Here is a 25,605-nt window from a genome sequence, read left to right as displayed (position 1 = left end):
GTGTTCGCGAAGGGACACTTCCATGAACAACCGCGACAAATTCTCGACATCACGATCCGCCGACGAAGCGGACCGGGCCGCTCGTGCCGCTCTGACCCTGCTGGTAGAGCCTGGCCACCCGACCGTCTGGGCCATGACCCACCACGACGGGGCACCCACGACCCTCGACCGCCTGCTGGCCGGTGACATCCCGGACGCGGCACTACGCGCTGCGGTGCAGGTCCGCGCCGGCCGAGGTGACGTGCGCCGTTTCGCCCAGGTCGCGATGCGTCGTGCCCAGCGGCTCGGCGCGCGGCTGGTAGTGCCAGGCGACAGCGAGTGGCCGACGCAGGTCGACGTCCTTGCCCAGCTCGAACCAGGTGTGGAACGGCCGGTCGCCGTGAGCAGCGCGCCGCCGCTGTGCCTGTGGGTCCGCGGTGACCGGTCACTGAGCGAGGCGTATGCCCAGTCGGTGGCGATCGTGGGTGCCCGAGCGGCCACTTCATACGGGGTCCAGGTCAGCACCGATCTCGCCTATGAGCTTGCGACGCGCGGGTGGAGCATCATGTCCGGCGGTGCCTTTGGTGTAGATGCGGCCGCGCATCGGGGTGCCTTGGCCGCCGGTGGCGTAACCGTTGCCGTGCTGGCTTGCGGGATCGACCGCCCTTACCCGGTTGGCAACGCCGCGCTGTTCGACCAGATCATCGCTCACGGTCTCCTGGTCAGCGCGTGGCCGCCCGGCACCGAGCCGTTGCAGCATCGCTTCGACATCCGAAACTGGCTTGTCGCCACCGCCGGCGGCACGGTCCTGGTGGAAGCGATCGCGCGTAGTGGCGGGGTGCAGATGGTGAGTCGGGCCCTCGACCTCAAGCGGCCGGCGATGGTCGTTCCCGGGCCGGTCACCTCGGCTACGTCGGCGGGTTGCCACGCCGTCCTGCGTGCCCATGCTGATGCGCGTTTGGTGACATCGGCCGGTGAGGTGATCACTGAGCTGAGCCGGAACAGCGACTTGGCCTGATGCCCGTGGCCGACATCAGCGGGTTGCCCGGCACGTAGTCGGCAGCCGGTGGTCTCGCTGCCCGTGAGCGCTTGTACCAGCCCCGTCCCGGGCCGGCCAGGGCATTGCACCCGACCCGCCCACCGTCGCGGTCGATTTTGGCTGAGGTGTGGCTGCGGATGGGCGGGCCGGTCTGAGCCCTGGCCTGCCTCGGGCCGCCAGGGCCGGTCCGCGCCCGGGGTCAGCGTGACCCCGGTGCACGACTCCGGCCGGTGCTCCGCGATCGGTGGCCTGTCCCCGTCGCGGAAACACCCCAGGAGCGCGTGCTGCAGCTCGGGGTCGCGGTATCTGCCACCCCGCTAGGAGTGTGATTGTTGTGTTTGACCCCGCACCGTCAGTCGTTCGTGGTCCGGCTGATCTGCTCGCGACCATCCCGTACGTGCTGGGCTACCACCCCCGCGAGAGCGTCGTCGTTCTGTTCTTCACCCGCGACGGCCGCCTCACCTGTGGGCTGAGCGTCGACCGGCAGACACCGGACGACATCATCATCGCCGAAAGCAGCACCGCCGCGTCTCGTGCAGACGCCAGCAGCGCCTTCATCGTGGGTTACGGACCGCTATCGGACCGCGAACGGCTCACTAGGCTCGCAGACATGCTTCACCGGGCGGTCGCCGTCCAGGCGTGCCTGCTGGTCGACGACAGCCGCTACTTCTGCCTCAACGACAGATGCCCCTGCACACCCGAGCACGGCGCCGTCCTGGACCACGCCGGCAATGTCATCGCCGCCGAGATGACACTGCACGGCCGTGTGGCGCTGCCCTCCCGCGAGGACTTCGGCACCTTCGTCAAGCCGGACCCGAACGCGCAGGCCCGCACCGCGGCCGCCCTGAACAGGATGCCGGACCTGCCAGCGGAACCGGTGGCCGTCGTCCACACCAGCCTGAACATCGCATCCACCGGCGGTCAGCTCAGCGATGAGCAGGCGGCGCGTCTGGCGTTGGCGCTGCAGGACAACGACGGCCGTAGCGCGGCATGGCTGGCGACCACCGGTGAGACCTGGCAGCACGAACTGTGGCTCGACCTGGTCCGCCGGGTTCCCGAGCACTGCGTGGCGGCGCCGGCGAACCTGGTGGCCTGGAATGCCTGGCGGCGCAGCGAGCCGGCCTTGGCCTGGGCGGCGCTGTCGAAAGCCGAGCAAGCGCTGCCGGACAACACCATGTCGCACCTGATCGGCGTCGTGCTCACCGCCGGGATCAATCCGGAGACGCTGCCCTGGCCGCTGCCCGACGGCGCCGGCCTGGAAGACCTCCTGCCGTAGCCGGCTCCTCGCGGTGTCCCCGGCGCTCACGGGCGCTGGGACACCGACCCCGGCACGGGCGGCCCTGCCACGGCCATCGGTCCTCGGCCGGTGGCCGCCGCTGTCTGCCCTCTCCGTGCCCCCTGCAGCCCTGCCCTCCTTCGGCGTGCCGGACCGCGCCTCCATCCGCGCATCCAGCACCCGTCCCTGACTGATCAAGGAGATCGCTTCATGGACGACGTCGTATCCGCGGATGTCGCAGATCATCACCCCGCGATCGCCATGCCGCGATCGGTGGACACGCTGGCGTACCCCATCTCGCCGGAATACGTGAAGTCCTGGATTCCCGTACGGGCGCTGTGCGAGCTGGTCGCCAACGCCCTCGACGAGGACCCCGCCGCCCGCATCAGGTGGGCCGATGGTGTCCTGACCATCATCGACGACGGCCCCGGCATCCCCGAGGAGGGACTCGTGCTGGGCTACTCGACGAAGAACGACGCTCAGATCGGCCAGTTCGGCGAAGGCAAGAAACTCGCCTGCCTCGTCCTGGCCCGCAGCCCCGAGATCGGTCCGGTGCGCTGCGACACCGTCGGCTACGGGTTCACCCCGGCCGTCGAACGCCGCCGACTGCTCGACGGCCTCGTCCCGTCACGATCCACCGACGGCACCGAAGTCCTCGTGTACCACCTGCACCGCAGCGACCGCACCCGTGGCACGGTCTTCACCATTGCTTGCTCCGAAGACCTCGCCGGTGAGGCCATGAGCCGGTTTCGGGTGCTGAGCGAGCCCGGCTACCAGCCGCCGCAGGGCCACGGCGTGTGCGTGCTCACCGGCCGGTCCGGCCGGGTGTGGATTGGCGGCGTCCTGGTCTCCACCATGCCCGGCTTGCTGGCGTCCTACGACCTGCCCCTGGACGCCAAGGGCCTGCAAAACCGCGACCGGACCGTCATCGAAGCCGGCGCACTGCGCGACACGGTCCGGGCCATCCTCGCCGACAGCGAGGACCAGCAGGTCATCGACCGGTTCGCCCGGCATGTGCTGGGCGGCGGGAAGCTGCGCGAGCCGGAGCAGTATTTCGCTGACATCCGCCTGCCCCGGGCCCGGGCCGCGTGGCGGACGTGGGCGCGCAGCCACCTGCCCGCTCTCACGTTCTTCACCACCTCGGGCAACGAGGAAGCCAAGCTCGACCTGGTCGACAAGGGCTACACCGAACTCACCGCATCGGGCCTGCCCCACGAGCAACTGTGGGCGTTCATGGACCGTCTCGGCGTGGAGATCGCCCGGACCCGACGAGTGCGCCACTACGAACACACCCGGGACACCACGACGTGGGTTCCAACCCGCCAGCTCACCGCCGCCGAACGCACCGTGCTGGACGAGACGCAGCAGCTCGTGCGGCGGGCGATCGGCGCGTTCGCGCTGGACCGGGTCCGGGTGTACTCCGCCAGCGACGAATCACCATGCTCCGACGGCTTCTACCACCCCCGCACCGGCGACGTCGCCATCCACCGCGACGCGCTGGCCAGCCGGCACCGGGCCCGGCTCGTCCTGCTGCACGAGGCGGCACATCGTGTCGCGCACCGCGGCGGCGGCCGATGGCTGCCCGTCGGTGACTATCAGGACCGCAACCGGGGCTTCGAGGAGATGCTCAGCGACTTCGCCGCGGTGCTGTTGGACTACCTCGCCGCCGGTGTGGCCCTGCCCGAGCTGCCCGAGGCGCCGGTAGCGGTGTCCCGAGCCGTGCGGCTGACTCCCGCCGACGATCCGGCGGTGCCGGCCGTACGCCGGGAACTGGCCCACCTGCTTCTCGACCAGCTACCGCACGCCCTGACCGCCGGCGGCTTCACCGATGAAAAGGACCTGGTCGCCTCGACCGGAGTCCACCCGGACTACTGGCGCACCCTGACACACCCGAAAGTCGCCGGGCACCGCCAGCAACGCGGCGGCCGGGCCTGGGACTACGACAAAGTCGCCCTGCTCGCCCAAGCCGCCGGGGTTCATCCGCCGGTCGTGTGGCTCGGCTACCACCTCTGCGAAGGCCCGCTCTACGGCCGCACCCGCCGCCGGGAGCTCCCGGCTTCGGTCGGCGATGTCCGCGGCTGCTCGTGCGGCATGGCCGACTACCGCGCGCCTGGTCACGACGGCAATCCCAGCGCGGAACCCCACCCCGCCGGTCACCAGCGCACCCCTTGGACCAAGAAGATGCGCGAGACCACCCTGCGCGCCTGCGCCGACCTGCAAGCAATTGGCGGGGCCTACGCCGAGCAGATCCCCGCCCTGCACGCCCTGATCGACGGACAGACCACCGCGGTCATCGGCGACGACCGGTGGCACGCCCCAGCCCGGACGCTGCTGGCTGTGGAACGCCGGCGTCTACGGCTCGAAGTCACCCCGACGTAGCGGCTCGGGCCTCCGGCACCACCGACTACCCGGAAAGCGGCAACCGGCCTGCTTCATGGCGCTGTGCAGCCGGCTACGCCGCGGCGACTCCTCGGCGCAGGCCCAGATCACCCGATCACTCACATCATCACGGAGGACACCATGTTGCTCAGGTTGGAACCCGTAAAGGCACGAGACGACGTCACGGTACGCGATGCGGCAGAGGCGTTCGCTATCGCCAAGGACGTCGACGCCCCCGATCCGGACGGAACGTTCTCGATCATCACCACCAACGGCGAGGACGGCATCCAGATCGCCGGCACCGACGAGCAACTGTACGGCTGGCTCACCCGCGCTCGCCGACACCTGAGGACCGCCACCGGCGGTCCGCGCATCATGAACATGCTCGACCTGTCCACGCACCACCTTACGGAACACGTCTGCGAGCAGCTGAACGGCTACGCCGGGGTCACCGCCCACCACACCACCTACGGCTGGCTCCTGGCCGTACCGGGCGACCTGGACGGACACCGCACCGATCACCCCGCCACCGTGCCTGACGCGGTATGGGCGTTGTGGGAGTACGCGCACCGCTTCGACGCCGAGTACGTCCTGCTCGACGCCGACGCCGACCGCGCTGACGCTCTTGCCTCGTGGGACTGGTGACCCACATGACCTCCCAGAACGGGTCCGGCGAACCTCCTGTCCAGGGCCAGGACATTGAGGCCGAGCTGACCCACTTCGCCAAGGTGGGGCTCATCCGCCAGTGGCGTCCACACGGCCCCGTCGGCAGATACATCGCGGTGACCGGCGACGTGGAGATCCGGTTGCAGGACCCGGGCCAGGCGGGTGCCTTCATCGCCGGGCTACGCGCGGTGTGGCACAGCATGCGGCGCACCGAGTTCCTCAAGCTGGTGTCAGCGGCCGTCGCCATGCAGGACGAAGCCGAACGGCTATGCGACGAGGCGAACGAATCCGGGCTGGAGAACGACGAGTTCGCTGTCCGGGAGGCCGCCGACGAATTACGGGCGCGGGCCCTGGGCGTCGCTGAGGTCATCCTCGGCACGCCGTAGCCGCGCGGGACCAGTGGTGACGTCGGCGCCGGGCCGCGACGTCTCATATGCGGGCGGCTGCGCGGGATGGGACTAGGCACGGTCCCGCCCGCTCGCGCCGTCGTCAAGCCACCGGCCATTACACGCATCCAGCATCGCCGCGGAGCTCAACGACGACACCGACGTGACCAGCCCCGGGCCGGGGCTGGACACCGGCACCACGCCGGGCGGGCCGACTCGTGCCGTCCCTCCCGGCAGCCATCGCAACACCTCGGCGGCCGGGACCCTGACTGGCTACGGAGGCCGTCCTTGCCCACCCACGATGACCACACCCGCGAACTCGCGGGGCAGCCATCTCCTCTCATCCATCCGACCCCCGGGTGCCGGCTCAGCTCGGCAGCGGCGCACCACAGCGTGCGACAGGGGCGGTGGCCGGCATGACCGCGGTGAACATGGCGACGTTGACGCCCGACGGTGGCGTCTGCCGAGAAGTGCTCCTACAGGTGAGCGCGCTGCCCGGCGGCCGCAGCCTGATCGCGGTCGGCCCGGACGGCACCTCCTATCCCGAGCTACGCGACCGTGTGTACGCCGGCATCACCAACTCCAGATTGACCTGGCCGGATCGCCACGTCCACATCTCCCTCGGCTCGCCCGGGCCGGGACAAGGGCCAGTGCATCCCAGCACCGATCTGGCGGTCGCCGCAGCGGTCCTCACCGCCACCGGCCACCTACCTATCACCGCGCTGAGCGACACGATGCTCCTCGGTGAAGTCGGGCTCGACGGAGCAGTACGCCCCGTCCGCGAAACGCTCGCCCTGGTCGCCGCAGCCGCTGACCGGGGATACCACACGGTCGTGGTACCGGCCACCGACGCACGGCACGCGATGCTGGTGCCCGGGGTGCACGTGGTTGCGGTCCAATCCCTGTCCGAACTCATCGCCTGGGCCACCACCGGCGTGGAACCGGCTCTACCCACTCCGCTTGCCGGCGTGGCGAGGGCAGGTGGCGGTGCGGCCGAAGCGGTCCCGCCGTTCTTGCCGGCGTGGCTGTCACCGGCACGGTTCGCCCTCGAGGTCGCCGCCGCGGGACGGCACCACCTCGACCTCACTGTCGCACCGGAGCTGCCGGTACCGCTGATGGGCGAGTACCTACAGTCTCTGCTGCCTGACCTTGACGATCGTCACGCCACCGATGTCAGCGCCATGCATGCCGCCGCAGGGCGCCAGGTCGACGCTCTGATCCGGCGCCCGCCTTTGCAGGCGCCGGGGCCCGCGACGTCGGTGACCGCCATGATCGGTGGCCGACGACCGGGTGCAGCCAGCCTGGCGCACCGTGGCGTCCTGCTGCTGCGCGACGCTCCTGACTTCGCGCCGGAGGTTCTACATGCGTTGCGTCAGCCGCTGGATCAGCAGATCGTTCAGGTGGTCCACGCACGAGGCATCACGACCTTCCCGGCCGACGTTCAGCTGGTCGCGACGTCCCGGCCGTGCCCCTGTTCGGCCGCCCACAGCAGGAGCAATAGCTGCAGCGCGCCGGCCCGGCGGCGCTACCGCAACCAGATGCACTCGATCTCCGATCGCTTGGCCATCGCCCTCAGCATCGACGGTGCGGCATCCGGCGACGCCTCCGACGGTGAGTCAACTTCCACCGCCGCGGCACGCGTCGGCGCGGCCCGAGCAGCTGCCGCCGAGCGGTGGTCACCGCAGGGCTACTCCACCAACGCAGAGGTCCCTCTCGAGGTCCTGCGGCAGCCCGCGTTTCATTTACCGGTCCCAGCTACGAGCACCCTGCGGCGCATGGTCGATATCGGCCAGCTGAGCACCAGGGCATACCGCGTTGTTCTACGGCTCGCGTGGACGGTCAGCGACCTGGTCGGCACCGGTAGGCCCGACAAGGAAGCCGTCGACACCGCCGTCGACCTCTACATCCCTCGGCGACACACCCACTGATCCACCGGCTCAACCATCGTCGACACCCACCACTCATCCCGTCTGTCAGGGCGCCCACCCATTCGGTGGGCGCCCTGATTTCGATGCTCAGGAGCCTGCATGTTCCTCACGCCCTTTGCCCGCAAGCTACGTTCGTGGCTGCGCGCCCAGCCCGAGACGGTGCGTTTCGCCGCCCCTGCACTGACCGTCTGGGCTGACCTGACCCGCCTCGATCAACTCGTGAACGACGACACCGATGACCTGCCGACTCTGTTCATTCTGATGGACCCGCTCGGGGGTGACTTCGGCACTGACGTAGCCACCTTCATCGACCACTGCGGCGAGCAGCAGGTCCTACGCATCGTGCCGCCGATTACCGCCATTGGGATCGAGGCGACCGTCAACGGTGACTACCGCGACGGCGGGTTCCTGGTCATGGTCACCATCGCCGACCGGATCACCCTGGCTTCCGGACAGCTGCTTCCCCAGGTGTTCCAAAACTCTGACGATCTGCCGCGACAGGTTCTCGCCGTGATCGTCGACGTCGCTGACCACACGTACCGCGAGTTCCTGCACACCGCGGCCTCCCTCACCGGGGCCCCGTCATGACTACCCACCAGCCCCCTGACCGGGCCCGGTTCCGTCTGGCTTCTCCCGCCGACACAACAGACCCGCCTCGTGACAATGACCGTCCGGCGCCAGCTAGCGCAGGTCAGCATGGCTGACCATCCGTGTGACCAGCACCGGACCGGCCAGCACACCACCGCTTGCATGGCCGGTATGTGCGGCTTCTGCGACACCGACCTGAGCACCACCGCCTCCGGTGAATGCCGCAGCTGCCAACGGATAGTGTGTGAAAGCTGCGACGCCGGCTACGACGCCGACCTCGGGCCGACCTGCCAGCCTTGCCAGGACGCCGGGGGCACCAAGGCGAACATGCCACCGCCGGAGGGCCCCCGGGAACAGCGCCGGCGCTGCGTGTTCGACCTCGACCTGTCCTGCGGCCACGTCATCACCTACGCCGTGACCGGCTGGTACCCCGTGTCAGTCGCCTGCTGTGACCGGCTCGGCGGCATCGTCCTGGACGGGACGTACATCGCCTACTGCTCTCAGGTCGACTACGTCCGGCTGCGATCAGAGCGCTACATCGACGGTCCGGCAGGGACTCCACCTCGCCCGAGCCGGGTGTTGGATCGACGCTCCCGGACCGACGATCCCGGCCGGTCGTCTTACCCCGGTCACCGGGCCAGCAGCGGACGGCTTCCGGCTCGCGTCGGCGCCGTGGGGTTTCCCCTGTTGGCCGATCTTTCGCAGTTCTAGGCCTACCGGTTCCCGGTTCGGGGCGGGGCGGCGGTGCTGGCCGGGCACGGTGGCCGACCCGGCGCCGGGCGCAAGGCGAGCCGAGAACATCTTGGCCTTCGGCCAGAGATCTTCTCGTCCTCAACGCCTTGCCGCCCCAGCCGGCCGGGCACGGCCCCGGGCACCGGCGGGCCAGCACGCGCTCACCCCGGCCGACCACGGCCCGGGCGAGCGTGCCCGCCGGCCGCCACCATCACGGTAGCGGCCCAATTGGAAGGCCTCTCCATGGCTCAGCCGACCCTCGCAGTGGCCCCGAACCGCCACATCGGGATGAACAGCCTGATCACCACACTCAGAGATCAACAAGCCCGGTCGGTGGATGTCATCGCCAGCGCGACAACGATGCATGCCGCCAACGGCAATCTGATCATTCCGCGGACCGCACCCATCCTGACCTCGACGGGCGTAGACCTGTCCACGGGCAGTTTTCGCCTATCCGAGGTAGCCCTGGGTGGCGTCGGCGCGAAGCTCGACATTCCGGTGCCGTATCTGCGCCGCTGCGCCCGTGAGAACGTGCCGCTGCTGGATACCAACATCAACAGCTGGCTGGGGCGCGACGACCGCCGGTTCCTGGTGCGCTGCCTGCGTCGCACGCCCGACAGCGGTGACGGCACCGCCCGGGCGTTCCTGTCCGACAAGTATCTGCGGATCAACAACCTCGACGTGCTGATGGCGGCCATCAAGGGCATCGAGAAGGCCGGCGTCGCGGTGCAGGTCGCCTCGTGTGACTTGACCGACCGGCGCATGTACGTGCGGTTCGTGTCCCCCGACGTGCAGGTGATGGCGCCGGAGCTGCTGCGTAATTACCGGTCGCCGTTCGACGGGCGCCGCGGCAGTGACCTACCGGTCATCTCCGGCGGGTTCCTGCTGCAGAACTCCGAGACCGGTGAGGGCCGGTACTCGCTGGCCCCGTGGTTGCGCATCGAAGTGTGTCGTAACGGCCAGACCGTCGAGCGCGGCGAAGTCGGGCGCACTCACATCGGTGCCCGTATCACCGACGACGACGGCATCGTCGACCCTTCGGCGGAGACGATGCGCAAGCTCCTGGACCTGGTCACCGCGCAGACCGTCGACACGATCAGCACCTACCTCAACGTCGAGTTCGTCGCCCGCGCGGTCGCTGACCTGGAACGCGCAGCCGGCGTCACGGTCCGCAAGCCGGAAGCCACGATCAAGGTCGTTTCCCAGCAGCTGCGGTACACCAAGGACCAGCAGGACGCGATCCTCGCGCACTTCATCGCCGGGGCCGACCTCAGCGCCGGCGGCATCATGCAGGCCGTCACCTCCGTAGCGCGCAGCATCGACGACGCCGACGCGGCCTACCGGATGGAGACCACCGCTTCCAAGGCGCTGCACCTGGCCGCAGCAGCCGGTTGATGTAGCCCCCCGGTCGGCTTTCCTCGCTGCCGTTGCAGGGCGCCCACCGACTCGGTGGGCGCCCTGCCCTGCAGTTGCGGAGGTCCCGGCATACCGCGCCAGCGCGACGCCCGGCGTACCTCATGGCCCGGCAGCTCGATGCCTCCCATCAGCGGCGCTGGTCATCCAGCGCAGCCTTCCGACCCGCTCGTCTGCGAAAGGAGCTCTCGATCATGACCGACCCGCTGCCCAACACCACCCATCGCAGCCTGCAGGATCTGCTCGGCGCCGTGCCGTACCTGCTCCGCTACCACCCGGGTGATGAGATCGTCGCGGTCTACCTCGGCGCCGATCGCCGCATCCTCGCCGTGGCCGCCGAGCCCATCCGGTTTTCCGCCGAGACACTGAGCGAACATCTTGTGCTGCGGGCCCCGGCCGAACCGTGTGCGCAGGTCGCGGTGATCGGCTACGGCCCGCCGACGATGCGGCCCACCTTGGCAAGGATGGGTCGCATCATCGACCTGTTCCTTCCGCTGCACACCCTGCTGTGGGTGACCGGTCCCCGGTGCGTGTGCCTGCTCGACGGCTGCTCGTGTGCGGCCGGCCGCGGCATGGACATCGACCCGGCCACCAGCCCGGTCGCCGCCCAGCTCACCGTCGACGGCGTCGTGGCCCTGCCGTCGCGGCAGGCCCTGACCACGCTGATCGCCCCGGACCTGGTGGCACAGGCCGAGACGGAAACCGCACTGGCGGCGCTGGCAGCAGATGTCACCGTCACCGGGCTGCTCGACGACGTCCTGGCCACGGCCAAGAAGGGCCAGCGCCTCAGCCCCGGCCAGGTGGCACCGCTGGCGCTGGCCTTGACCCACCGCGACGCCCTGGAGACGGCGTGGAGCGTCGTGTGCGCGTGCATGTGGCAACGCGATCTGTGGCTGGATGTGGCCCGCCGCGTCCCGGACCGCTACGTCGCCGGCCCGGCAACCCTGGCCGCCTGGTGCGCGTGGCGGCGCGACGAACACGCACTGGCCATCGTGGCGTGCAAACGCGCCATCCACCAAGGTCCCGGTGACCGGCTCACCCGGCTGGTGACCAGCGTCGTGCGTGCCCACATGCCCGCACACCGCCTCCGGCGGTCGACCCCGCACTGATCCCTGGCGCAGACCCGGCGCTGACCCGCAATCGTTCTGCCAACGCAACAAGTGCCAGCGCAGACCAAGCCGCTGTGAAGAGCAGGACGTGTCGTCGGGCTGCGGGTCGGGGCCGGCGTGGGCTGGCCACTGATCCTGGCCGCCCGCGTCGCGCCCCGCAAGCCCACCCCTACCAGCCACCGCTGGGTCGATGTGACCGCCGGGGTGGGCCCTGCGGGTCCCGCCGATCGGCCGGCCCCGTGCGGATCAGGCCAGCCCCGCTCGGGCGCCCGCCCGAGCGCAACTCTCATCACTGCTCTATGTGGAGGTAGTTCCATCATGACCACCATCACCCACGACACCGAGACTTTCCAGGACAACGACGTCGCCGCGCCCGAGGAGCTCGACACCGCCGCCGGTACCGACCTCGTGACCATCGAGCCCGCACTGATCGGCGAGGTCGCCGACGAGCCGGTCCACCTCAACACCGGCCAGGACGGTACCCCGTTGCCGTTCCGTGCCGGGCTGCTCGACGCCCGCCACCTGCACGAGCCGCAGCGTTTCAAGCGCAAGAAGCTGGGCGACCTGAGCGACCTGATCGCCTCGGTGCGCCTGTTCGGCGTCCGGGCCCCGCTGGTCGTGCGCTCCCTCGGGCTTATCCCGCCCACCGACGCCGAAGGCAACCTCGTCCCCGGCGGCGAACCCGTCGAGCACTTCGCCGTCGTCGACGGGCTGCGGCGCCGCCACGCGGCGATCGAGGCCGAACGCTTCGACCTGCCGTGCTTCATCGCCGACACCGACGACGACATCCAGCTCATCCTGCACATGCTGGAGGTCAACGACCACCACAAGGACCTCGAGGGCATCGAACAGGCCGACGCCTACCAGATGCTGCTCGACCTGGGGCTCAGCGAGCAGCAGATCGCCGACGCCCGCCGCACCGACGTCAACCAGGTCCGCACCGCCATCAAGGCCCGGGCCCTGCCGTCCACCGCGCAGCGCGCCCTCAACCAGGGCACCCTCACCCTGGACCAGGCCCTCGCGCTGGAGGAATTCGCCGACGACCCCGACGCCCAAAGCAAGCTACTGGACAAGCTGGGCGACGAGTACGCCTTCAAGCACGAGCTGTCGCGGCTGCGCGACAAGCACACCTACGCCCGCAACCGCGACGTCGCCAAGGGCCACCTGATGGTGGCTGGCGTCGACGTGACACCCAAGCCGCGCGGCTTCGGCTACGACGGCACCGCGGTACCCGCGGATCTGCTCGTGGACGCCGACGGTCAGCCGGTCGACGTCGAGGCGGTCAAAACCCAGCCCGGCTTCCACGCCTTCGTCGAGAAGGACGGCGGTCGGGCCCGCACCGTCGTGTACTGCGACGACCCAGACCAGCGCGGCTACACCCGCCGCAAGGAGGTCTCGGCGGCGCACCGTGGTCTGAGCCCGGAACAGATCGCTGCCAAAGAACTGGCTGAGCAGCAGGGCAAGGAGCGACTCGAGCGCCTCACGCTGGCCGCGACGGTGCGCCGGGAGTTCATCGTCGCGAAGTTCGGCACCGCCAAGGGCGCCCGTGCCCTGTTCGTGCCTGCGCTGCGGATGGCCACGCTGGGCAAGTCGATGAGTCGTTCCGCTGACCTGGACGAGCTGTACCAGGCGCTGGGCGGCTCGGACAACGACACCCTCGCCGGCGCCGGCGAGGACCGGCTGCGCCGCAGCCTGGTCGCCAAGTACATCTGCGCGCTGGAGTACAACCTCAACGGCACCACGCAGCCGAACCGCTACTGGCTCGACAAGCAGGCGGCCGTCGCCTGGTACGACGAACTGCGCCAGCGCCGGTACCCGCTGACCGACGACGAGCAGGAGCTTTACCAGGACTGGACGGCCTCGGCCGCCGCCGATGACGAGGATGACGACGGCGAGGACGAGGACGACTCCGACGAAACAATCCCTGACGCCTCGCTGGCCACCGACGTCGAGGAGGTGCCCGACGCCGCAGAGGTGCCCGACGCCGCAGAGGTACCCGACGCCGCGGAGCAGGTGGAGATGGGTGAGGTGCCGAGCTTCGGGAAGCCCAGTGCTGCGGAGCCCGAGGAGATCGCCGAGGTGCTCGCCGCAAGCCAGAATGCGGACGGCGTGGTGATCGCGGCATCATTCGACCGCCCCGAGGTCGACGACGACGTCACCGACGAGCGGCACGAACGCGACGAATTCTCCGACGCCGCCTGACGCACGCGCCGCGCTGTGCTCCCTCGCCGGAACGGCAGGGGACGCAGCGCGGCGCCTCACCAGCAACTATGCGGCGGTTCGGTTGGACGGAGCAGGCACACCGGTCGTCATCTGATGCTGCATTCCGGCCTTGCGCTTCGCCTGGACACCGTGCGGACATCCGAGCGCCGAACCACGGGTGCCGCGGTGTCACCGACACGACCGTTGGTTCCCGCTGCGTGGCCAGCCACGGTTCGTCGCCGATTCGTTCATCGTCGGCAACCGCGCCAGCCCGCGGGCTGTGGACCCCCTCGCGGTAACTCGCCCACTGATCCCACCAACTGCTGTCCCGGTGCGCCTGTTGACGTGCCGGGACAGTTTTCCTATTCGGAGTTGCATTATGAGTCCTTGGTTCACACCCACCTCACCGCCGCAGGTCTTCGCCGTTCGGCGTCCTTTGACAAGCACCGAGCTGGACACGATCCGCGGCCAGATCCACGGTGACGCTGCTGGCCCACATGAGTTGGTCACCGCTGTCGTCACCGCGGTGTTCGATGCTCTGCTGGCCAGCCAGGGGCGGGCATACCGCGACCACGATGACGAGCTGTTCGATCGCAGCAGCCACGCGATTCCGGTCAGTCAATGGACCGCGATCGTCACCACCGTGACTGATCGCGCCTACACCTGGGGCGCCGCTACCTCGACCGGCATGGACCTCGCCGCGCTGCTGCCGAGCAGCTACGACGACCCGGCCGTACCCACCCCGCTCCTGCAACCCATCGGCGGCAACCCCCACCTGGTTCGCCTGGACATCAGCCGGGAGGCCACCGCCACCGTTGCGTCCTGCCAGCAGCACCTGATCGCGCTCGCCGACGCCTACGGCACCGACAGCGACCACTACCGCGACGCCGCAGCCAGCTGGTCGCTGCAGCTCACCGCCCTGATCAGCGCCCCAAACGGCGTCCGCCGGGTGCTGCACCCCGACGGACCGCTCTCGCTGTATGTCAGCACCGACGACGCCGGCCACTACGGCATCGTCTTCGAGCCCCTCACCCGGCACTGCACCGTCGCGGGCTGCCACGCGGTGACCGCGGCAGGCGACCAGTGGCAGCCCAGCCGTCCCGACGCCGTCGTGATCGATCACGAACACCAGCCCAGCCACCCCGCCGACGGCCCGCAGCCCGGTCGGTGGAATACCCGGCTCTGACCGCGCCGTGGTCGGCGGGCCGCGTACGGCCGCCGACCACGGCGCCCGCGTGACGGTGACCGTCACCGACCCGGCCTCTACCACTAGCCACCACCGTCCGCCAGTGACACCGGCGGACGACCCGATCGTCGTCGACCTATCCGCCTCCGCGGTCGTAGCACCGCCGTCACCCAAGGAGCCGTCGTGCCTCGCCCTTCTCGTCTTGCACTCAGACCTGGCATCTGTGATCCGCGTTCGGCGCCGGCGCCGCGGTCGGGTCGCCGTTGCCCCGCCGCGCCCTACGGCAGCGTCGTGTCCCACATGCGCCTCGCCGGCCGGCCCCAGCGACCTGCACGTTCGACACCGCGTCTGCTGGTTGCCGGTCGCCGGCCACCCGACCGTGTCAGCATCACCAGGCGCACTTTGCAGGTGGACAGGACGTCCCAGCGGTGCCGGCGTTGTGCAGGTGGGCGGTGAACGCCTCCTGGCTGGCCGAGCCGATCGACAGCGGTGATCTGCGACCGCCGGTCACCACGGCAGACCTGGTGGCCGCGGCGATCGGCTACGCCGCGGCGGGTATAGCGGTGCTGCCGCTGCACACCCCCGGTGTCGGTGGCGGGTGCAGTTGCCGAGCCGGTGGGGCCTGCGGCTCACCGGGCAAGCATCCCCGTCTGCGTCGCGGCTTGCACGACGCCTCCCGGCAGCCGCAGGTCATCCGGGGGTGGTGGTTGCGGTGGCCGGACGCGAACATCGGCCTGGTCACCGGAACAGAGCTGGACGTCTGTGACATCGACACCAATGACGGATTGGGTGTTGTTCTTGACCTGCTCGACGTGGTTCGCCCGCCAGGGCCGCTGATCCGTACTGGGTCCGGGTGGCATCTCTGGTACGCCGCCGGTGAGCTGCCCAGCCGGGTGGCGATCGCACCCGGGGTGGATTGGCGTGGTCGCGGCGGCCTGGTCGTCGCCCCGCCGTCGCTGCACACCACCGGAACCCGGTACACGTTCCAGCAGCCCTGGCAGCACCGCGACCTGCCGGTTTGCCCACCGCAGCTGCGCGCCCTGGTCATTCCTCCACGACCTGCGCCGCTCAGCCCACAGCCCGCCCGATCGATCGTGGACCTGGACCGCTACGTGCAAGCCGCGATCGAGGGCGAGGCTGAACGCGTGCGGCGCGCGCCGCGGCCGGTACTCAGCGGCGGCCGGCGCATCAGCGGCGGCGGCCGCAACGACGCCCTGAACCGGGCCGCGTTCCGGCTCGGGCAACTGGCCGCGCGCACCCCCATGGACGAGACGGCCGTGCGCCGCGAACTCACCGAAGCCGCCCTCAGCACGGGGCTGGGACGCGCTGAGGTCCAGCGCACGCTGTCGTCCGGGTGGCGAGCCGGGCTGCGTCATCCTCGGCGTCTCGGTGATCGGCAGAGTGCCGCCGGACGTCGGGCCAGGAGGGCGCCGGTTCACACCTGGCCGGGACCACACTGCTGACGTCCCCTGCCCCGCCGTCACCGCCGCGAGCAACCAGCTCGGCTGGCCAACGGTGGGACTGACATCCGTCCTCGACGCGGGCGGCGAGACGACGCGCCGCCCGTCCGTCATGTCGGGGATCTGCGGTGCGGCTATGAGCCCGCGCAGCGGCGGCCCGGACGGGGCGGGCAACGACAGCTGCTCGTGACGGCGGCAGTTTGCGGTCCTGGCATCCCGGCTGGGCATGTCCGTGGACGTCGGTGGGTGTCGCTGCTGAGGGACCCGAAGGTCAGCCCACCCAGGCCAGGGGTGCAAGCCCCGGCAGAACATCTTGGCCCCACACCGTCTCGCTGCGCTCGACGCCAAGATCTTCTGACTCGGACGGGGCTTGCGCCCCTTGGCCCACGTGCGGGCTCTGACCGGCCCCGTCAGCGCGGCACCACGGCGCCCGGATCACCCGATCCGGACGGCGTGCATGGGCCGCACCGCATCACCGGAACGGGAGTCAGCACATGTCGCAGTTCACCCTCACCTTCGAAGGCAACCTCGCCGCCAAGCCCGAGCTCGACGTCACCGCCAGCGGACAGGCGCTGTGCCGGCTGCGGGTCGCCCACAACCGCCGCCGCAAGTCCGAGGGCCAGTGGGTCGACACGGCCCCCATGTGGGTCCAGGTCACCGTCTGGGGCGAGCTCGCCGAACGGTGCGCGGAGTTGGGCAAGGGCGACACCGTGGTCGTGAACGCCCGCGACGACCTGAACGTGTGGCCGTTCATCCGCCAGGACGGCACTGCCGGCGGTGTCCTCGAGGTCACCGCCGAGAACGTGGCGTTGTCCATGCGCTTCGCCGGTGCCCAGTCGGTGGCCGACGACAAGCCTGCCGGGGACGCCTGGGATCCCACCACCACTGAGCCCGCCGCCACTGAGCCCGAGCGGGAGCTGCAGCCGGCCTGACCGGCTTCCGGGGCCGGCCACCCGGCCGGCCCCGGTCGCCACTGACACGTCCGATCCATCCCGGGGAGTTTCGTCATGAGCCAGGAACCGTCGAAGCAGATCTTCACCAGTCTCATCCAAGGCACCGTCCGTGGCCGCAGCGAGCAGGGACACACCAACAGCGGCGGGCGGGCCTTCGTCAAGTTCCGCATCGTGCACCGCACCGGCTTTTTCAAGGCCGGCCAGTGGGTGGCCACCAACCCGATGGAGTTCGAGGTGACTTGCTGGGACGAACAGCAGATGCTGCTCGCCCGCTCCCTACGCCCCGGCACCGATGTCCTGGTCACGGTCAAGAAGATGACTCCGTACCTCGACCAGGGCGATGAACCCATCATCAACATCACACCGGCCGACATTCTGCCTCTGCCGAGCAGCTCGCCCGCGCCCAGCGCACCGCGCCGGCAGCGCAGTGGCGACCTGGTCGTCAGCCCGCACGGCGAGAAGATCGCCGCGGACGCCTGGCCCGACGTCGTAACCGACCCGCAGCTCGCGCATCACCGCTAAACCGATCGCGTCCAGGCCGGCCCGCACCTGCGGGCCGGCCTTTCGTCGTTCAGGAGGTCCGCCGCATGACAGCAACGATCAACCTCGTTGGCCCTGCAATTCCCGCCGCGACGGGCAGGCTTACGCCGGTCCAGGTGCGAGTGGTGACCTGTTGCCGCGGCTGGTACTTCGAGCACAGCACCGAGTGTCGTACACCGCACGTGGCACGGCCATGCAGCGACTGCTACGCCGACCCCGGCAGCGCACACATCTACCCGTGCTGCTCCTGGTTAGATGTCGAACCGATCGAGAGCCCGGACGAGGCAGCGCTGTGGCCCGACGCTGCCCGCTGGCCCGGGCACCCCGTCGCCGAGTAGCCCGCCCCACATCACCACAGGGACCGTTCAGCTTCGCCGCTCAGCGAAGCTCGTCAAGGTCGGGGTGCGCTCCTCCGACGACGCCACCCGATACCTTCTGGCGCCCGGTGGCCTACGGACAGGCCCACGGCATCTGCGAGTTGCCACGACCGGCCCGCGGGGTGAAGGCCCTGCGCCGCCGACAACACCGCGTGGAGTCCGAGAATCGTGCCGGACCCGGCGCAGCGCGGCGCAGCCGCCCCCGGCGCTCACCGAAGGTGTCAGCTCGGCGAACCGACCGGCACAGCCGGCCCGGCGAACGCGGTGGCTACACCCGGCCGCCGCGTTCGCCAGTCCTCAGTGATGACCGACCCGGCAACAGTCAGGCAAGCCGGCAAAACATCTTGGAAGCGCAGCACCAACCCTCACTCACGCCTCCCGTGCTGCGCTTCCAAGATCTTTTGACCCAAGAGCTGGCTTGCCAGCCGCCACCGTGCCGTTCCCCCCAATGGCCTGTCAGCGCGGCAGCCCCGGTGCCAACCGGCAGACGCCGCACCCTCCGCTAACCGGAAGGCAGCGCCATGAACGACAACACCGAGGTCACCACCACCGAGCCGACCACCACCACCCGCCGGTCGCTGCGCACGACCGCCCGTCACCTGGCCCACCCGCTGGTGCACCTCGGCGGCCTTCTCATCGCGCACGTCGCCGCGCTGGCGGTGCTGGAGAAGACGCCGCTGCTCGTCCTGCTCTCGCTGCACTGATCCCCGCGGGTCCTGGTGGGGCGCCGCCCTCGGCAGCGCCCCACCAGGACCTACGTGCGTGCACGCGGCGCATCAGCAACGGCGGTCGCCCAGCGCGCGACCTCAGCGGCGCTGCTACGCCGGGTTGCCGGCATGACCACCAGACCGCCTTCACGCAGACCCAGCAAGGAAGAAACGATGGACAACGACATAACCGTGACCGGCCCCTACCCCGCATCACCCACCGTGCAGCACTGCGACGCCGGTGGACACCGACTCGGCCCCGGCCAGCCATGGTGGCTGGTCACCGACCCCAGCCGCGGCTGGCACCACAACACGGGCGCATCGTGCACAGCCCACCGACCCGCCCAAGGCGCTATGGACCAGGGTCACCTCTACCGCGTCGGCGACATGTTCGACCCCGCCCGCACCAGCTGGCCGCAAGGCTCCCACCTGTGGCTGGACTCCGACGGCGACACCCGGCTGGCGATCTTCCTGACCAACCCCGAGCGACGTGAAATCTCCGCCGTCGAGTCCGGCACCCCACGCTTCGCCTGGACCGAGCAGGACGTCAACGGGTTCCTGTTGTTCAAGTACGGCGACTCACCGTGGAACGACGCCCCGTTCAACCCGCACCGGCTCAGCGAACCCTTCACCGGCCGGCCGATACCGCGCGGCACCCACAGCCGCACCTTCACGTTCCTCGTGCACGCCGACACCGGACGCATCGCCGCGATGCGGATGTTCACCTGGCCGGCCTACTTCCTCAATCACGTCGTCGGCTCCGTGCACCGGCTCGCTGCACGCAACTCCAGCGACACCGCAGCGCACACACAGCTGCAGGACTTCTACCGCCGCTACCCCGACGGCCCGTCGCTGTACCGCCTCGTCCGCACTCTGCCGCCCGAGGCCACGTGCACAGGCGGACAACGGGAGGACCGTCCCCACTGACCTGCGACCGGTTGCTGGCCGTGGCGCCTCGACACCGGCGAGCAGCAAGTCCGGCTGACCACTTGCGCCTCCTGCAGCAGCCTCGACGCCTGTACGTCGCGCATACCCGCTACGAGCTAACCCCGGAGGCGTCTGGAGCCGCTCGCTGAGGGACCCGAGGTCAGCCCACCCCAGGCCAGGGGCGCAAGCCCCGGCAGAACATCTTGGCCCACACCGTCTCGCTCCGCTCGACGCCAAGATCTTCTGACTCGATCGGGGCTTGCGCCCCTAGGCCCACGTGCGGGCTCTGACCGGTCCCGTCAGCGCGGCACCCCCGGCGCCGGGATCACCCGGTCCAGCAGGGCGGGCCGCATCAGCTACAGCCTGATGGAGGCACCACCATGACGGAGAACGTCATCGACCAGACAACGTCTGCCACCCCGGCCGAGCAGACCTCCGCCGGTGACGGGCGGCCGGCCGCCCCAGAGGGCTCGCTCTACCTGGTCGACGTCCTGGCCAGGATCCGCCGACACGCCAGCGACAACAGCTGGTGCTCAGAGGCCGAGGACGTCACCCTGCGGGCCTTGAACGAGAGCTTGTCATTCAAGCCGTTCCGCGCGTCCGACGGCGGATGCCACGATCCGTCCTGCGAGCGCTGCCACCCCCGGGACGCCGTCGCCGAGCGGTTCACCGCGGCAGAGGGCGTCGACCCGTTCGTCACGAAGGCGCGCCTGAAGAAGGCGATCAGGAAAGCCTGCGAACTCGGCTACGACGGGGGCCAGTACCGCCGCCTGTACCGCGAGCTCATCGACACCTACCAACTGGACGACGTGCCGCTTCCGGTGACCACGTACACGGTCACCTTCACCGTCACCAACGAGCAGATGAACGACCAGACCGCTGACGAAGACGGCATGGCCTATGCCCTGCGCGCCGGGATCACGACCGGCTTCACCGTCACGACCGAAAAAAACGAGCTGGCCACCCCGACCCTGCGGCCGTAGTTATCGCCGGTTGCCCGGCCGGTTGGCACCCGGCCGGGCAACGCCCTGGTGACCTACCACCACCGCGTCGCCGAAACGCGCAAGCCACCACGTCTCGTGCGCTGCGCCACGAAGACATATTCGCGGTCACCTAGCCGCGCCACGCCCCTAACGAAGGGATTACTGATGAGCGCCTGGATCGTCAGCCGTGACCACCTCGACCTGCTGCTGACCGCCGCCATAGCGTGGGAGATCATCTCAGCAGGTGAAGCCGACGAGACCGGTCGGATGCTGTGGAAGGAGAACCTCGCCAGCGTCGCCCACCGCTACCCGTACGACCACGACGGCGACCGGCCCGGCCCGATCGACTTCCGCGACCGGCACGCCGACACCTACCGCTTCTACCCCTACCCCGGCCCGGTCGACCCCGAAGCCGTCGCCGCAGCCGCGGCTTCGCTGGCCTACCAATCCTGCGAACACCCCGACTGGACGTCCAGCACCGCATACCGGTGGACCAACCACCTACGCGAGCAGTCCACCGCTCGAGTCACGGCCTACCTCGACGAGCACGGGCCAGTGGACCCCACGCGTCAGGCCCGCGGCGAGCAAGGGTGGTACGTCATGGTCGACCTGCACGGGCAAGAGCACGTCCGGTGCGGCGACGGCTGGAGCGTGCCCGACCGCGGCGTCTTTACTCGCGCGATCGAATTGCGCACCCTCGCCGCGGTCAGGCCATGACCGACACGACGCCGTCCGCCGCTGGCGGACACGGCGAGCGCTCCGCCCACATCAACCTGACCGGCGGCGGCGAACCGTCCGCGAACCCGCGCCGGGCACCGAACCCAGAAAACATCCTGCACGTCGTGCAGTTCTCTGGCGGTATCGGCAGCTGGGCTGCTGCCATGCGCGTCGCCGAAGATCATGGCACTGACAATCTGATCCTGCTCGCCGCCGACACCAAAGCCGAGGACCCCGATCTGTGGCGCTTCGTCGCCGACGCCGGCGCCCACTTCGGCGTCGACCCGGTGATCGTCGCTGACGGCCGTACACCGTGGCAGGTTTTCGCCGATCAGCGCTTTATGGGAAATTCTCGCATCGCTCCTTGCTCGGTGCACCTGAAGCAGAAGCCCTGTCGGCGGTGGCTGACCGAGCACGCCAACCCGGACCGCACCGTGCTGTACGTCGGGATCGACTGGAGCGAGCAGCGCCGGGTGCCTGCCATCGTGCGGGGCTGGTCGCCGTGGACCGTTCGCTTCCCAATGTGCGAGCCGCCCTATCTGAGCAAGGATCAGATGCTCGACTGGGCGACGACCGTTGGCCTGACACCGCCGCGGCTGTACGAGCAGGGTTTCGCTCACAACAACTGTTTCGGTGTCTGCGTACGTGCTGGGCAACGCCAATGGCTGCATCTGCTTGAGGTGGCGCCCGAGCGGTACCTGGCAGCCGAAGCCCACGAAGACGAACTGCGGCACTCGCTCGGTGACGTGGCGATCCTCAAGGAACGCCGCGCCGGCGTCAGCTACCCGCTGCCGTTGCGCGAGCTACGCCGTCGCGCCCAGCGTGACGACAAAGCTGCCTGACCAGCTTCAAGGTCGTGCGAAGCAGTCGCGTCCGCCACGCCGTGCGGAAATTGTGCCGCGCTGGCGCTGCTTCGTCGTCGGTGGCCAGATCGGCCGGGCAACAAACCGAACCCAGACCGTCCCGACGCCTCGGCGCTCGATCCCACCGCGAGTCGGGCGTCGAGTGGTTTCGGTGCACGGACAGCCAGGACAAGAACCAGGAGTCCGGACATGAACAACATCGAATGGGGTGCAATTGAGAGTCAACGCGCTCACCTGATGGCCCCCAGCTACTTAGCCGGGTACGGCCGCCTGCACAACGGCGAATGGGGCGCCGCCGTGGAGAACGTCGTCGTCTACAGCAACCGCGAAAGTTTGCGCGAGTGGGCGCAGTCGATCGTCGACCGGCTGCCTGGTGACCGGACCGGCAAGCCGCTGGTCATCGTCAACCAGGATCAGCAGCAGGCGTGGCTGACCGGCAGCCACGTGCTGGGCGCCGACCCTGAGGAACGAGCCGAATGGACGGCGACGGTCGAAACCGTCTGCGACCTGGTGCAGGCGGTCGCCAAGAACCCGGCCGCCTTCGGGTGGACGTTCGGCGATGGCGTCACCGAGCTCTTCGCCCAGGTCGACGAGGACGGCGGTGACGACGACGCCGGGGGGATGGTCGCCGGCGTGAAGGTCGATGGGTTCTGGATCGGCTGCGAGCCACTCCACGACGACGACCTCGTGCGGACCGGCCGCGAAGGCAGCGGGATCGACCTGGCCCACGCGGTACTCATGGTGATCGCCGACCGCATCGACCGCGCGTACTAACCGGGCGTCCCAGCCAGGTCGTACCCGTCGCTCACAAACCCCTCGCGGCGAACGGCAGCCAGTGCCCGGCGGACTCCGGTGGATGCTGTTGTGCAACAGCATCCGAACGCCCAGGCCGTCTCGCTGCCCCACCACCGGTACTGACCGACACCGAATCGAGCCTCGGCTGGTAGAAGCTGGCAACCGAGGCCGACGCAATTCAGTCGACATGGAACGGCGTGCCTCGTGAGACACCCGCATGCTGGAGAACACAACAACGGCGTCGGTGCCTGTATGCGCCGGCAGCGGCAGCGGTGGCGGCACCTGCTCACGGTCGCGCCCCGAGCGATACCTGGCCGCCGATGCCGAAGAGGAGAAGCTGTACGCCACTCGGCGACATCGCGGTCCTCAAGGAACGCCGCGCCGGAGTCAGCTACCCGCTGCCGCTGCGCGAGCTGCGCCGCCGTGCCCAGTATCGCGAGGTGACCACCTGACCCGGCGGCGGACAGCCGCAAGCCGACCGAGCCGCCTCCGGACGTCCGTCGAGACGGCGCACTTCCGCGGGTCACCGTCGCGTCGGGCGCCGCGGTGAGGCCCCAGGGCTTCACCGTTCCGCGAGACAGCGACGGCGAATGCGGCGGCCACCCACAGCCGCCGCATTCGCCGGTCCGCAGTGATGACCGACCCGGCAGCGGCCGGCAAGCCCGGCAAAACATCTTGGAAGCACAGCACCTGACCACCACCAGCGCACACCGCGCTGCGCTTCCAAGATCTTTTGACCTCAACCGCTGGGCTTGCCCGCCACTCACCGCGCCCGTCCCCCCGTGGCCTCGTCAACGCGGCAGCGCCGGTGCAACCGGCGCGAGTCGCACGGTTCGCGCCACGGAGGTCACCATATGAGCAGCCCCATCACCGCCACCAGACACCACACCACCTCTGGGCTGCGCGTCGCGGTCGTCGGCGGATCCCTGACCGGCCCCACCACGGCCCTGCTGCTGCACCACGCCGGGTTCGACGACGTCACCCTCTACGAAGCGACCCCGGCCAGCGCCCCGCTCGGCGGCGGCCTGATCGGCCTCGAGCACTCCTCCCTGGACATCCTCGACCAGCTCGGTGTCCCCCAGCACGAGTTCGTCCCCTACGAATCCGAAGCGGTCATGGACATCAGCGTCTGCCACCGCCGCCCCGAAACCGAACACCGCCACTTGTACGCCGGCCGCAACACCACCTGGACCCTGCTGCATCAGGCCCTCAGCCACCGCCTGCCCGCCGGCATCCTGCACACCGGCAAACGAGTCACCGGCCTGACCGGCGAGCACGGCCAGCCACTGCTGCACTTCGCCGACGGCGACAACGCGCAGGCCGACCTCGTGATCTTCGCCGACGGCCGTGCCTCGACGGGACGGCGACTGCTCGACCCGCACCGCCAACTGCACTATGCCGGCTACGTTGCCCATCGCGGGCAAGCCACCAGCAGTCAGCCCGGCCTGCGCGACTTCCTGCGCTTCGAACCCGACCCGCGCAGCGGCGCGCAGTTCAACCTAGCGCCCATCCCCGGCGGCACCGACTGGACGTTCTACCTCGGCGCCACCCCCGACCAGTACATCGACTTCTTCGGCGCCGCACCGACCCGCAGGGTCTTCGCCCTGCCCCAGCACGTCACGCCAGCGGCCCGCACCGCCGTCGACGCCAGCGCCCGCCAGCTCCTGCCCGACGAGCAGGCCGCCTTGGTCCACGACACCCAGACCCGGATGGCTGCCGCCGTCATGGACATCGACCCGCCTACCCGCATGGTCTGGCCCGTCGGTACCGGACACGCCGTTCTCATCGGCGACGCTCTGGCACCCGTGCGGCCGCACACCGCGCGCGGCGCCAACAACGGCATCGAACAAGCCGCCGGCCTGACCGCCGCCCTCAACCAGCACCGCAAGTACGGTGCCGACCTGACCACCGCCCTCGACGGATGGCAACACCGTCACCTGCCCGCCGCTGTTGCCTCCGTGCAACTCGGCCCGAAGCTCGGCCACCGGTACGGCCTCGGCGCCTAACGTCAGCGCGGCCCTGGCCGGAGTCGGCCAGGGCCGCGCTGGCAACGGCTACCCGCCACCGCTACGACCATGACACCGCCGAACACGTCAGCGCGCCCTCGCCCAGGCGCAGACCCGGCGGGTGCTGCCGACCACCTCGGCGTAGACCGAGGTGCGTGGCGGGCCGCACATCGCGACGTCGCCAAGTCGCGCAAGTACCAGCAACGACCGAGAACGCTGGCCCTGCGCGACATCCGGGGCGGGCTGGCCGGGGCGGCGCCCTGCTGCTCCGGCGTACGTGCACCGGTGGTGGGCGACACGGGCGCGACGCTGACGGCAGGCGAAGACCAGCCCTGTCCCAGGGCCGCCGCCTGACGGAATCTCGGTGCGGTCGACTGGCGTGAAGGCAGGGGCC

The 25,605-nt window shown here is 69.8% G+C and carries 24 protein-coding genes; 23 read left to right on the top strand and 1 reads right to left on the bottom strand.

Features of this window, described 5'->3' with window-relative positions:
* The first annotated feature begins 22 nt into the window (after positions 1–22).
* The 11 genes from COUCH_RS14505 (at position 23) to COUCH_RS14455 (ending at position 13,697) form a co-directional block, all read left to right on the top strand.
* The gene (locus COUCH_RS14505; RefSeq protein ID WP_249612600.1) at positions 23–997 is read left to right on the top strand and encodes a DNA-processing protein DprA; all 975 of its coding nucleotides are present in this window, start codon (positions 23–25) and stop codon (positions 995–997) included.
* A 265-nt stretch (positions 998–1,262) separates the two neighbouring features.
* Positions 1,263–2,294, top strand: a complete 1,032-nt coding sequence (locus COUCH_RS14500; protein WP_346015984.1) for a DUF4192 domain-containing protein — start codon at positions 1,263–1,265, stop codon at positions 2,292–2,294.
* A 210-nt stretch (positions 2,295–2,504) separates the two neighbouring features.
* Positions 2,505–4,673 (top strand): ATP-binding protein, encoded by a 2,169-nt coding sequence (locus tag COUCH_RS14495; RefSeq protein WP_249612598.1) that lies wholly within the window; start codon positions 2,505–2,507, stop codon positions 4,671–4,673.
* A 153-nt stretch (positions 4,674–4,826) separates the two neighbouring features.
* Positions 4,827–5,318: a hypothetical protein gene (locus COUCH_RS14490; protein WP_249612597.1), complete on the top strand. Its 492-nt coding sequence runs from the start codon at positions 4,827–4,829 to the stop codon at positions 5,316–5,318.
* The gene (locus tag COUCH_RS14485) at positions 5,306–5,725 is read left to right on the top strand and encodes a hypothetical protein (protein ID WP_249612596.1); all 420 of its coding nucleotides are present in this window, start codon (positions 5,306–5,308) and stop codon (positions 5,723–5,725) included. Before COUCH_RS14490 ends, COUCH_RS14485 begins: the two co-directional genes overlap by 13 nt.
* A gap of 416 nt (positions 5,726–6,141) precedes the next feature.
* A complete protein-coding gene (locus COUCH_RS14480) occupies positions 6,142–7,653 on the top strand; it encodes an ATP-binding protein (RefSeq protein ID WP_249612595.1) in 1,512 nt (503 codons plus the stop codon).
* Between the two features lie 99 nt (positions 7,654–7,752).
* Positions 7,753–8,241 (top strand): hypothetical protein, encoded by a 489-nt coding sequence (locus COUCH_RS14475; protein WP_249612594.1) that lies wholly within the window; start codon positions 7,753–7,755, stop codon positions 8,239–8,241.
* A gap of 108 nt (positions 8,242–8,349) precedes the next feature.
* Complete coding sequence (locus tag COUCH_RS14470) at positions 8,350–8,952, top strand: hypothetical protein (RefSeq protein ID WP_249612593.1); 603 nt, start codon at positions 8,350–8,352, stop codon at positions 8,950–8,952.
* Positions 8,953–9,261: 309 nt separating this feature from the next.
* Complete coding sequence (locus COUCH_RS14465) at positions 9,262–10,368, top strand: DUF932 domain-containing protein (RefSeq protein ID WP_249612592.1); 1,107 nt, start codon at positions 9,262–9,264, stop codon at positions 10,366–10,368.
* Between the two features lie 212 nt (positions 10,369–10,580).
* A complete protein-coding gene (locus COUCH_RS14460; RefSeq protein WP_249612591.1) occupies positions 10,581–11,495 on the top strand; it encodes a DUF4192 domain-containing protein in 915 nt (304 codons plus the stop codon).
* Positions 11,496–11,813: 318 nt separating this feature from the next.
* Complete coding sequence (locus COUCH_RS14455) at positions 11,814–13,697, top strand: ParB/RepB/Spo0J family partition protein (RefSeq protein ID WP_249612590.1); 1,884 nt, start codon at positions 11,814–11,816, stop codon at positions 13,695–13,697.
* 403 nt (positions 13,698–14,100) lie between these two features.
* Here the strand turns inward: COUCH_RS14455 and COUCH_RS14450 are convergent, their stop codons facing one another.
* Positions 14,101–14,301, bottom strand: a complete 201-nt coding sequence (locus COUCH_RS14450; protein WP_249612589.1) for a hypothetical protein — start codon at positions 14,299–14,301, stop codon at positions 14,101–14,103.
* A gap of 39 nt (positions 14,302–14,340) precedes the next feature.
* Between COUCH_RS14450 and COUCH_RS14445 the strand changes: the two genes are divergently transcribed.
* From COUCH_RS14445 to COUCH_RS14395, 12 genes are all read left to right on the top strand, one after another.
* Positions 14,341–14,883, top strand: coding sequence for a hypothetical protein (locus COUCH_RS14445; protein WP_249612588.1), 543 nt, complete (start codon positions 14,341–14,343; stop codon positions 14,881–14,883).
* Between the two features lie 452 nt (positions 14,884–15,335).
* Positions 15,336–16,346: a bifunctional DNA primase/polymerase gene (locus tag COUCH_RS14440; RefSeq protein WP_249612587.1), complete on the top strand. Its 1,011-nt coding sequence runs from the start codon at positions 15,336–15,338 to the stop codon at positions 16,344–16,346.
* Between the two features lie 491 nt (positions 16,347–16,837).
* The gene (locus COUCH_RS14435; protein WP_249612586.1) at positions 16,838–17,275 is read left to right on the top strand and encodes a single-stranded DNA-binding protein; all 438 of its coding nucleotides are present in this window, start codon (positions 16,838–16,840) and stop codon (positions 17,273–17,275) included.
* Between the two features lie 75 nt (positions 17,276–17,350).
* On the top strand, positions 17,351–17,818 hold the full coding sequence (locus COUCH_RS14430; protein WP_249612585.1) for a hypothetical protein: 468 nt from the start codon (positions 17,351–17,353) through the stop codon (positions 17,816–17,818).
* A gap of 916 nt (positions 17,819–18,734) precedes the next feature.
* Entirely contained in the window at positions 18,735–18,917 is a 183-nt protein-coding gene (locus COUCH_RS14425; protein ID WP_249612584.1) for a hypothetical protein, read from the top strand.
* A 177-nt stretch (positions 18,918–19,094) separates the two neighbouring features.
* Positions 19,095–19,847, top strand: coding sequence for a hypothetical protein (locus COUCH_RS14420; RefSeq protein ID WP_249612583.1), 753 nt, complete (start codon positions 19,095–19,097; stop codon positions 19,845–19,847).
* Between the two features lie 380 nt (positions 19,848–20,227).
* On the top strand, positions 20,228–20,830 hold the full coding sequence (locus tag COUCH_RS14415) for a hypothetical protein (RefSeq protein WP_249612582.1): 603 nt from the start codon (positions 20,228–20,230) through the stop codon (positions 20,828–20,830).
* Positions 20,831–20,995: 165 nt separating this feature from the next.
* Positions 20,996–21,547 (top strand): hypothetical protein, encoded by a 552-nt coding sequence (locus tag COUCH_RS14410; protein ID WP_249612581.1) that lies wholly within the window; start codon positions 20,996–20,998, stop codon positions 21,545–21,547.
* Positions 21,544–22,389: a hypothetical protein gene (locus tag COUCH_RS14405; protein ID WP_249612580.1), complete on the top strand. Its 846-nt coding sequence runs from the start codon at positions 21,544–21,546 to the stop codon at positions 22,387–22,389. Before COUCH_RS14410 ends, COUCH_RS14405 begins: the two co-directional genes overlap by 4 nt.
* Positions 22,390–22,599: 210 nt before the next feature.
* The gene (locus tag COUCH_RS14400; RefSeq protein WP_249612579.1) at positions 22,600–23,184 is read left to right on the top strand and encodes a hypothetical protein; all 585 of its coding nucleotides are present in this window, start codon (positions 22,600–22,602) and stop codon (positions 23,182–23,184) included.
* A 341-nt stretch (positions 23,185–23,525) separates the two neighbouring features.
* Positions 23,526–23,657 carry a hypothetical protein gene (locus COUCH_RS38895; protein WP_275980104.1) on the top strand — a complete coding sequence of 44 codons (132 nt, stop codon included), beginning with the start codon at positions 23,526–23,528 and terminating at the stop codon, positions 23,655–23,657.
* A 402-nt stretch (positions 23,658–24,059) separates the two neighbouring features.
* Complete coding sequence (locus COUCH_RS14395) at positions 24,060–25,211, top strand: FAD-dependent monooxygenase (protein ID WP_249612578.1); 1,152 nt, start codon at positions 24,060–24,062, stop codon at positions 25,209–25,211.
* Positions 25,212–25,605: the final 394 nt, after the last annotated feature.

This window comes from Couchioplanes caeruleus, from assembly GCF_023499255.1.
Classification (GTDB): domain Bacteria; phylum Actinomycetota; class Actinomycetes; order Mycobacteriales; family Micromonosporaceae; genus Actinoplanes; species Actinoplanes caeruleus_A.
The sequence above is the reverse complement of the archived record's forward strand: the minus strand, read 5'-3'. Positions and strand labels throughout refer to the sequence as shown.

Excerpts from the sequence above, each read along its gene's own strand:
- COUCH_RS14505 (WP_249612600.1), top strand. The coding sequence starts at position 23 with ATGAACAACCGCGACAAATTCTCGACATCACGATCCGCCGACGAAGCG.
- COUCH_RS14495 (WP_249612598.1), top strand. The coding sequence starts at position 2,505 with ATGGACGACGTCGTATCCGCGGATGTCGCAGATCATCACCCCGCGATC.
- COUCH_RS14480 (WP_249612595.1), top strand. The coding sequence starts at position 6,142 with ATGACCGCGGTGAACATGGCGACGTTGACGCCCGACGGTGGCGTCTGC.
- COUCH_RS14475 (WP_249612594.1), top strand. The coding sequence starts at position 7,753 with ATGTTCCTCACGCCCTTTGCCCGCAAGCTACGTTCGTGGCTGCGCGCC.
- COUCH_RS14470 (WP_249612593.1), top strand. The coding sequence starts at position 8,350 with ATGGCTGACCATCCGTGTGACCAGCACCGGACCGGCCAGCACACCACC.
- COUCH_RS14465 (WP_249612592.1), top strand. The coding sequence starts at position 9,262 with ATGAACAGCCTGATCACCACACTCAGAGATCAACAAGCCCGGTCGGTG.
- COUCH_RS14460 (WP_249612591.1), top strand. The coding sequence starts at position 10,581 with ATGACCGACCCGCTGCCCAACACCACCCATCGCAGCCTGCAGGATCTG.
- COUCH_RS14455 (WP_249612590.1), top strand. The coding sequence starts at position 11,814 with ATGACCACCATCACCCACGACACCGAGACTTTCCAGGACAACGACGTC.
- COUCH_RS14435 (WP_249612586.1), top strand. The coding sequence starts at position 16,838 with ATGTCGCAGTTCACCCTCACCTTCGAAGGCAACCTCGCCGCCAAGCCC.
- COUCH_RS14430 (WP_249612585.1), top strand. The coding sequence starts at position 17,351 with ATGAGCCAGGAACCGTCGAAGCAGATCTTCACCAGTCTCATCCAAGGC.
- COUCH_RS14425 (WP_249612584.1), top strand. The coding sequence starts at position 18,735 with ATGAACGACAACACCGAGGTCACCACCACCGAGCCGACCACCACCACC.
- COUCH_RS14420 (WP_249612583.1), top strand. The coding sequence starts at position 19,095 with ATGGACAACGACATAACCGTGACCGGCCCCTACCCCGCATCACCCACC.
- COUCH_RS14415 (WP_249612582.1), top strand. The coding sequence starts at position 20,228 with ATGACGGAGAACGTCATCGACCAGACAACGTCTGCCACCCCGGCCGAG.
- COUCH_RS14410 (WP_249612581.1), top strand. The coding sequence starts at position 20,996 with ATGAGCGCCTGGATCGTCAGCCGTGACCACCTCGACCTGCTGCTGACC.
- COUCH_RS14405 (WP_249612580.1), top strand. The coding sequence starts at position 21,544 with ATGACCGACACGACGCCGTCCGCCGCTGGCGGACACGGCGAGCGCTCC.
- COUCH_RS14400 (WP_249612579.1), top strand. The coding sequence starts at position 22,600 with ATGAACAACATCGAATGGGGTGCAATTGAGAGTCAACGCGCTCACCTG.
- COUCH_RS38895 (WP_275980104.1), top strand. The coding sequence starts at position 23,526 with ATGCCGAAGAGGAGAAGCTGTACGCCACTCGGCGACATCGCGGTCCTC.
- COUCH_RS14395 (WP_249612578.1), top strand. The coding sequence starts at position 24,060 with ATGAGCAGCCCCATCACCGCCACCAGACACCACACCACCTCTGGGCTG.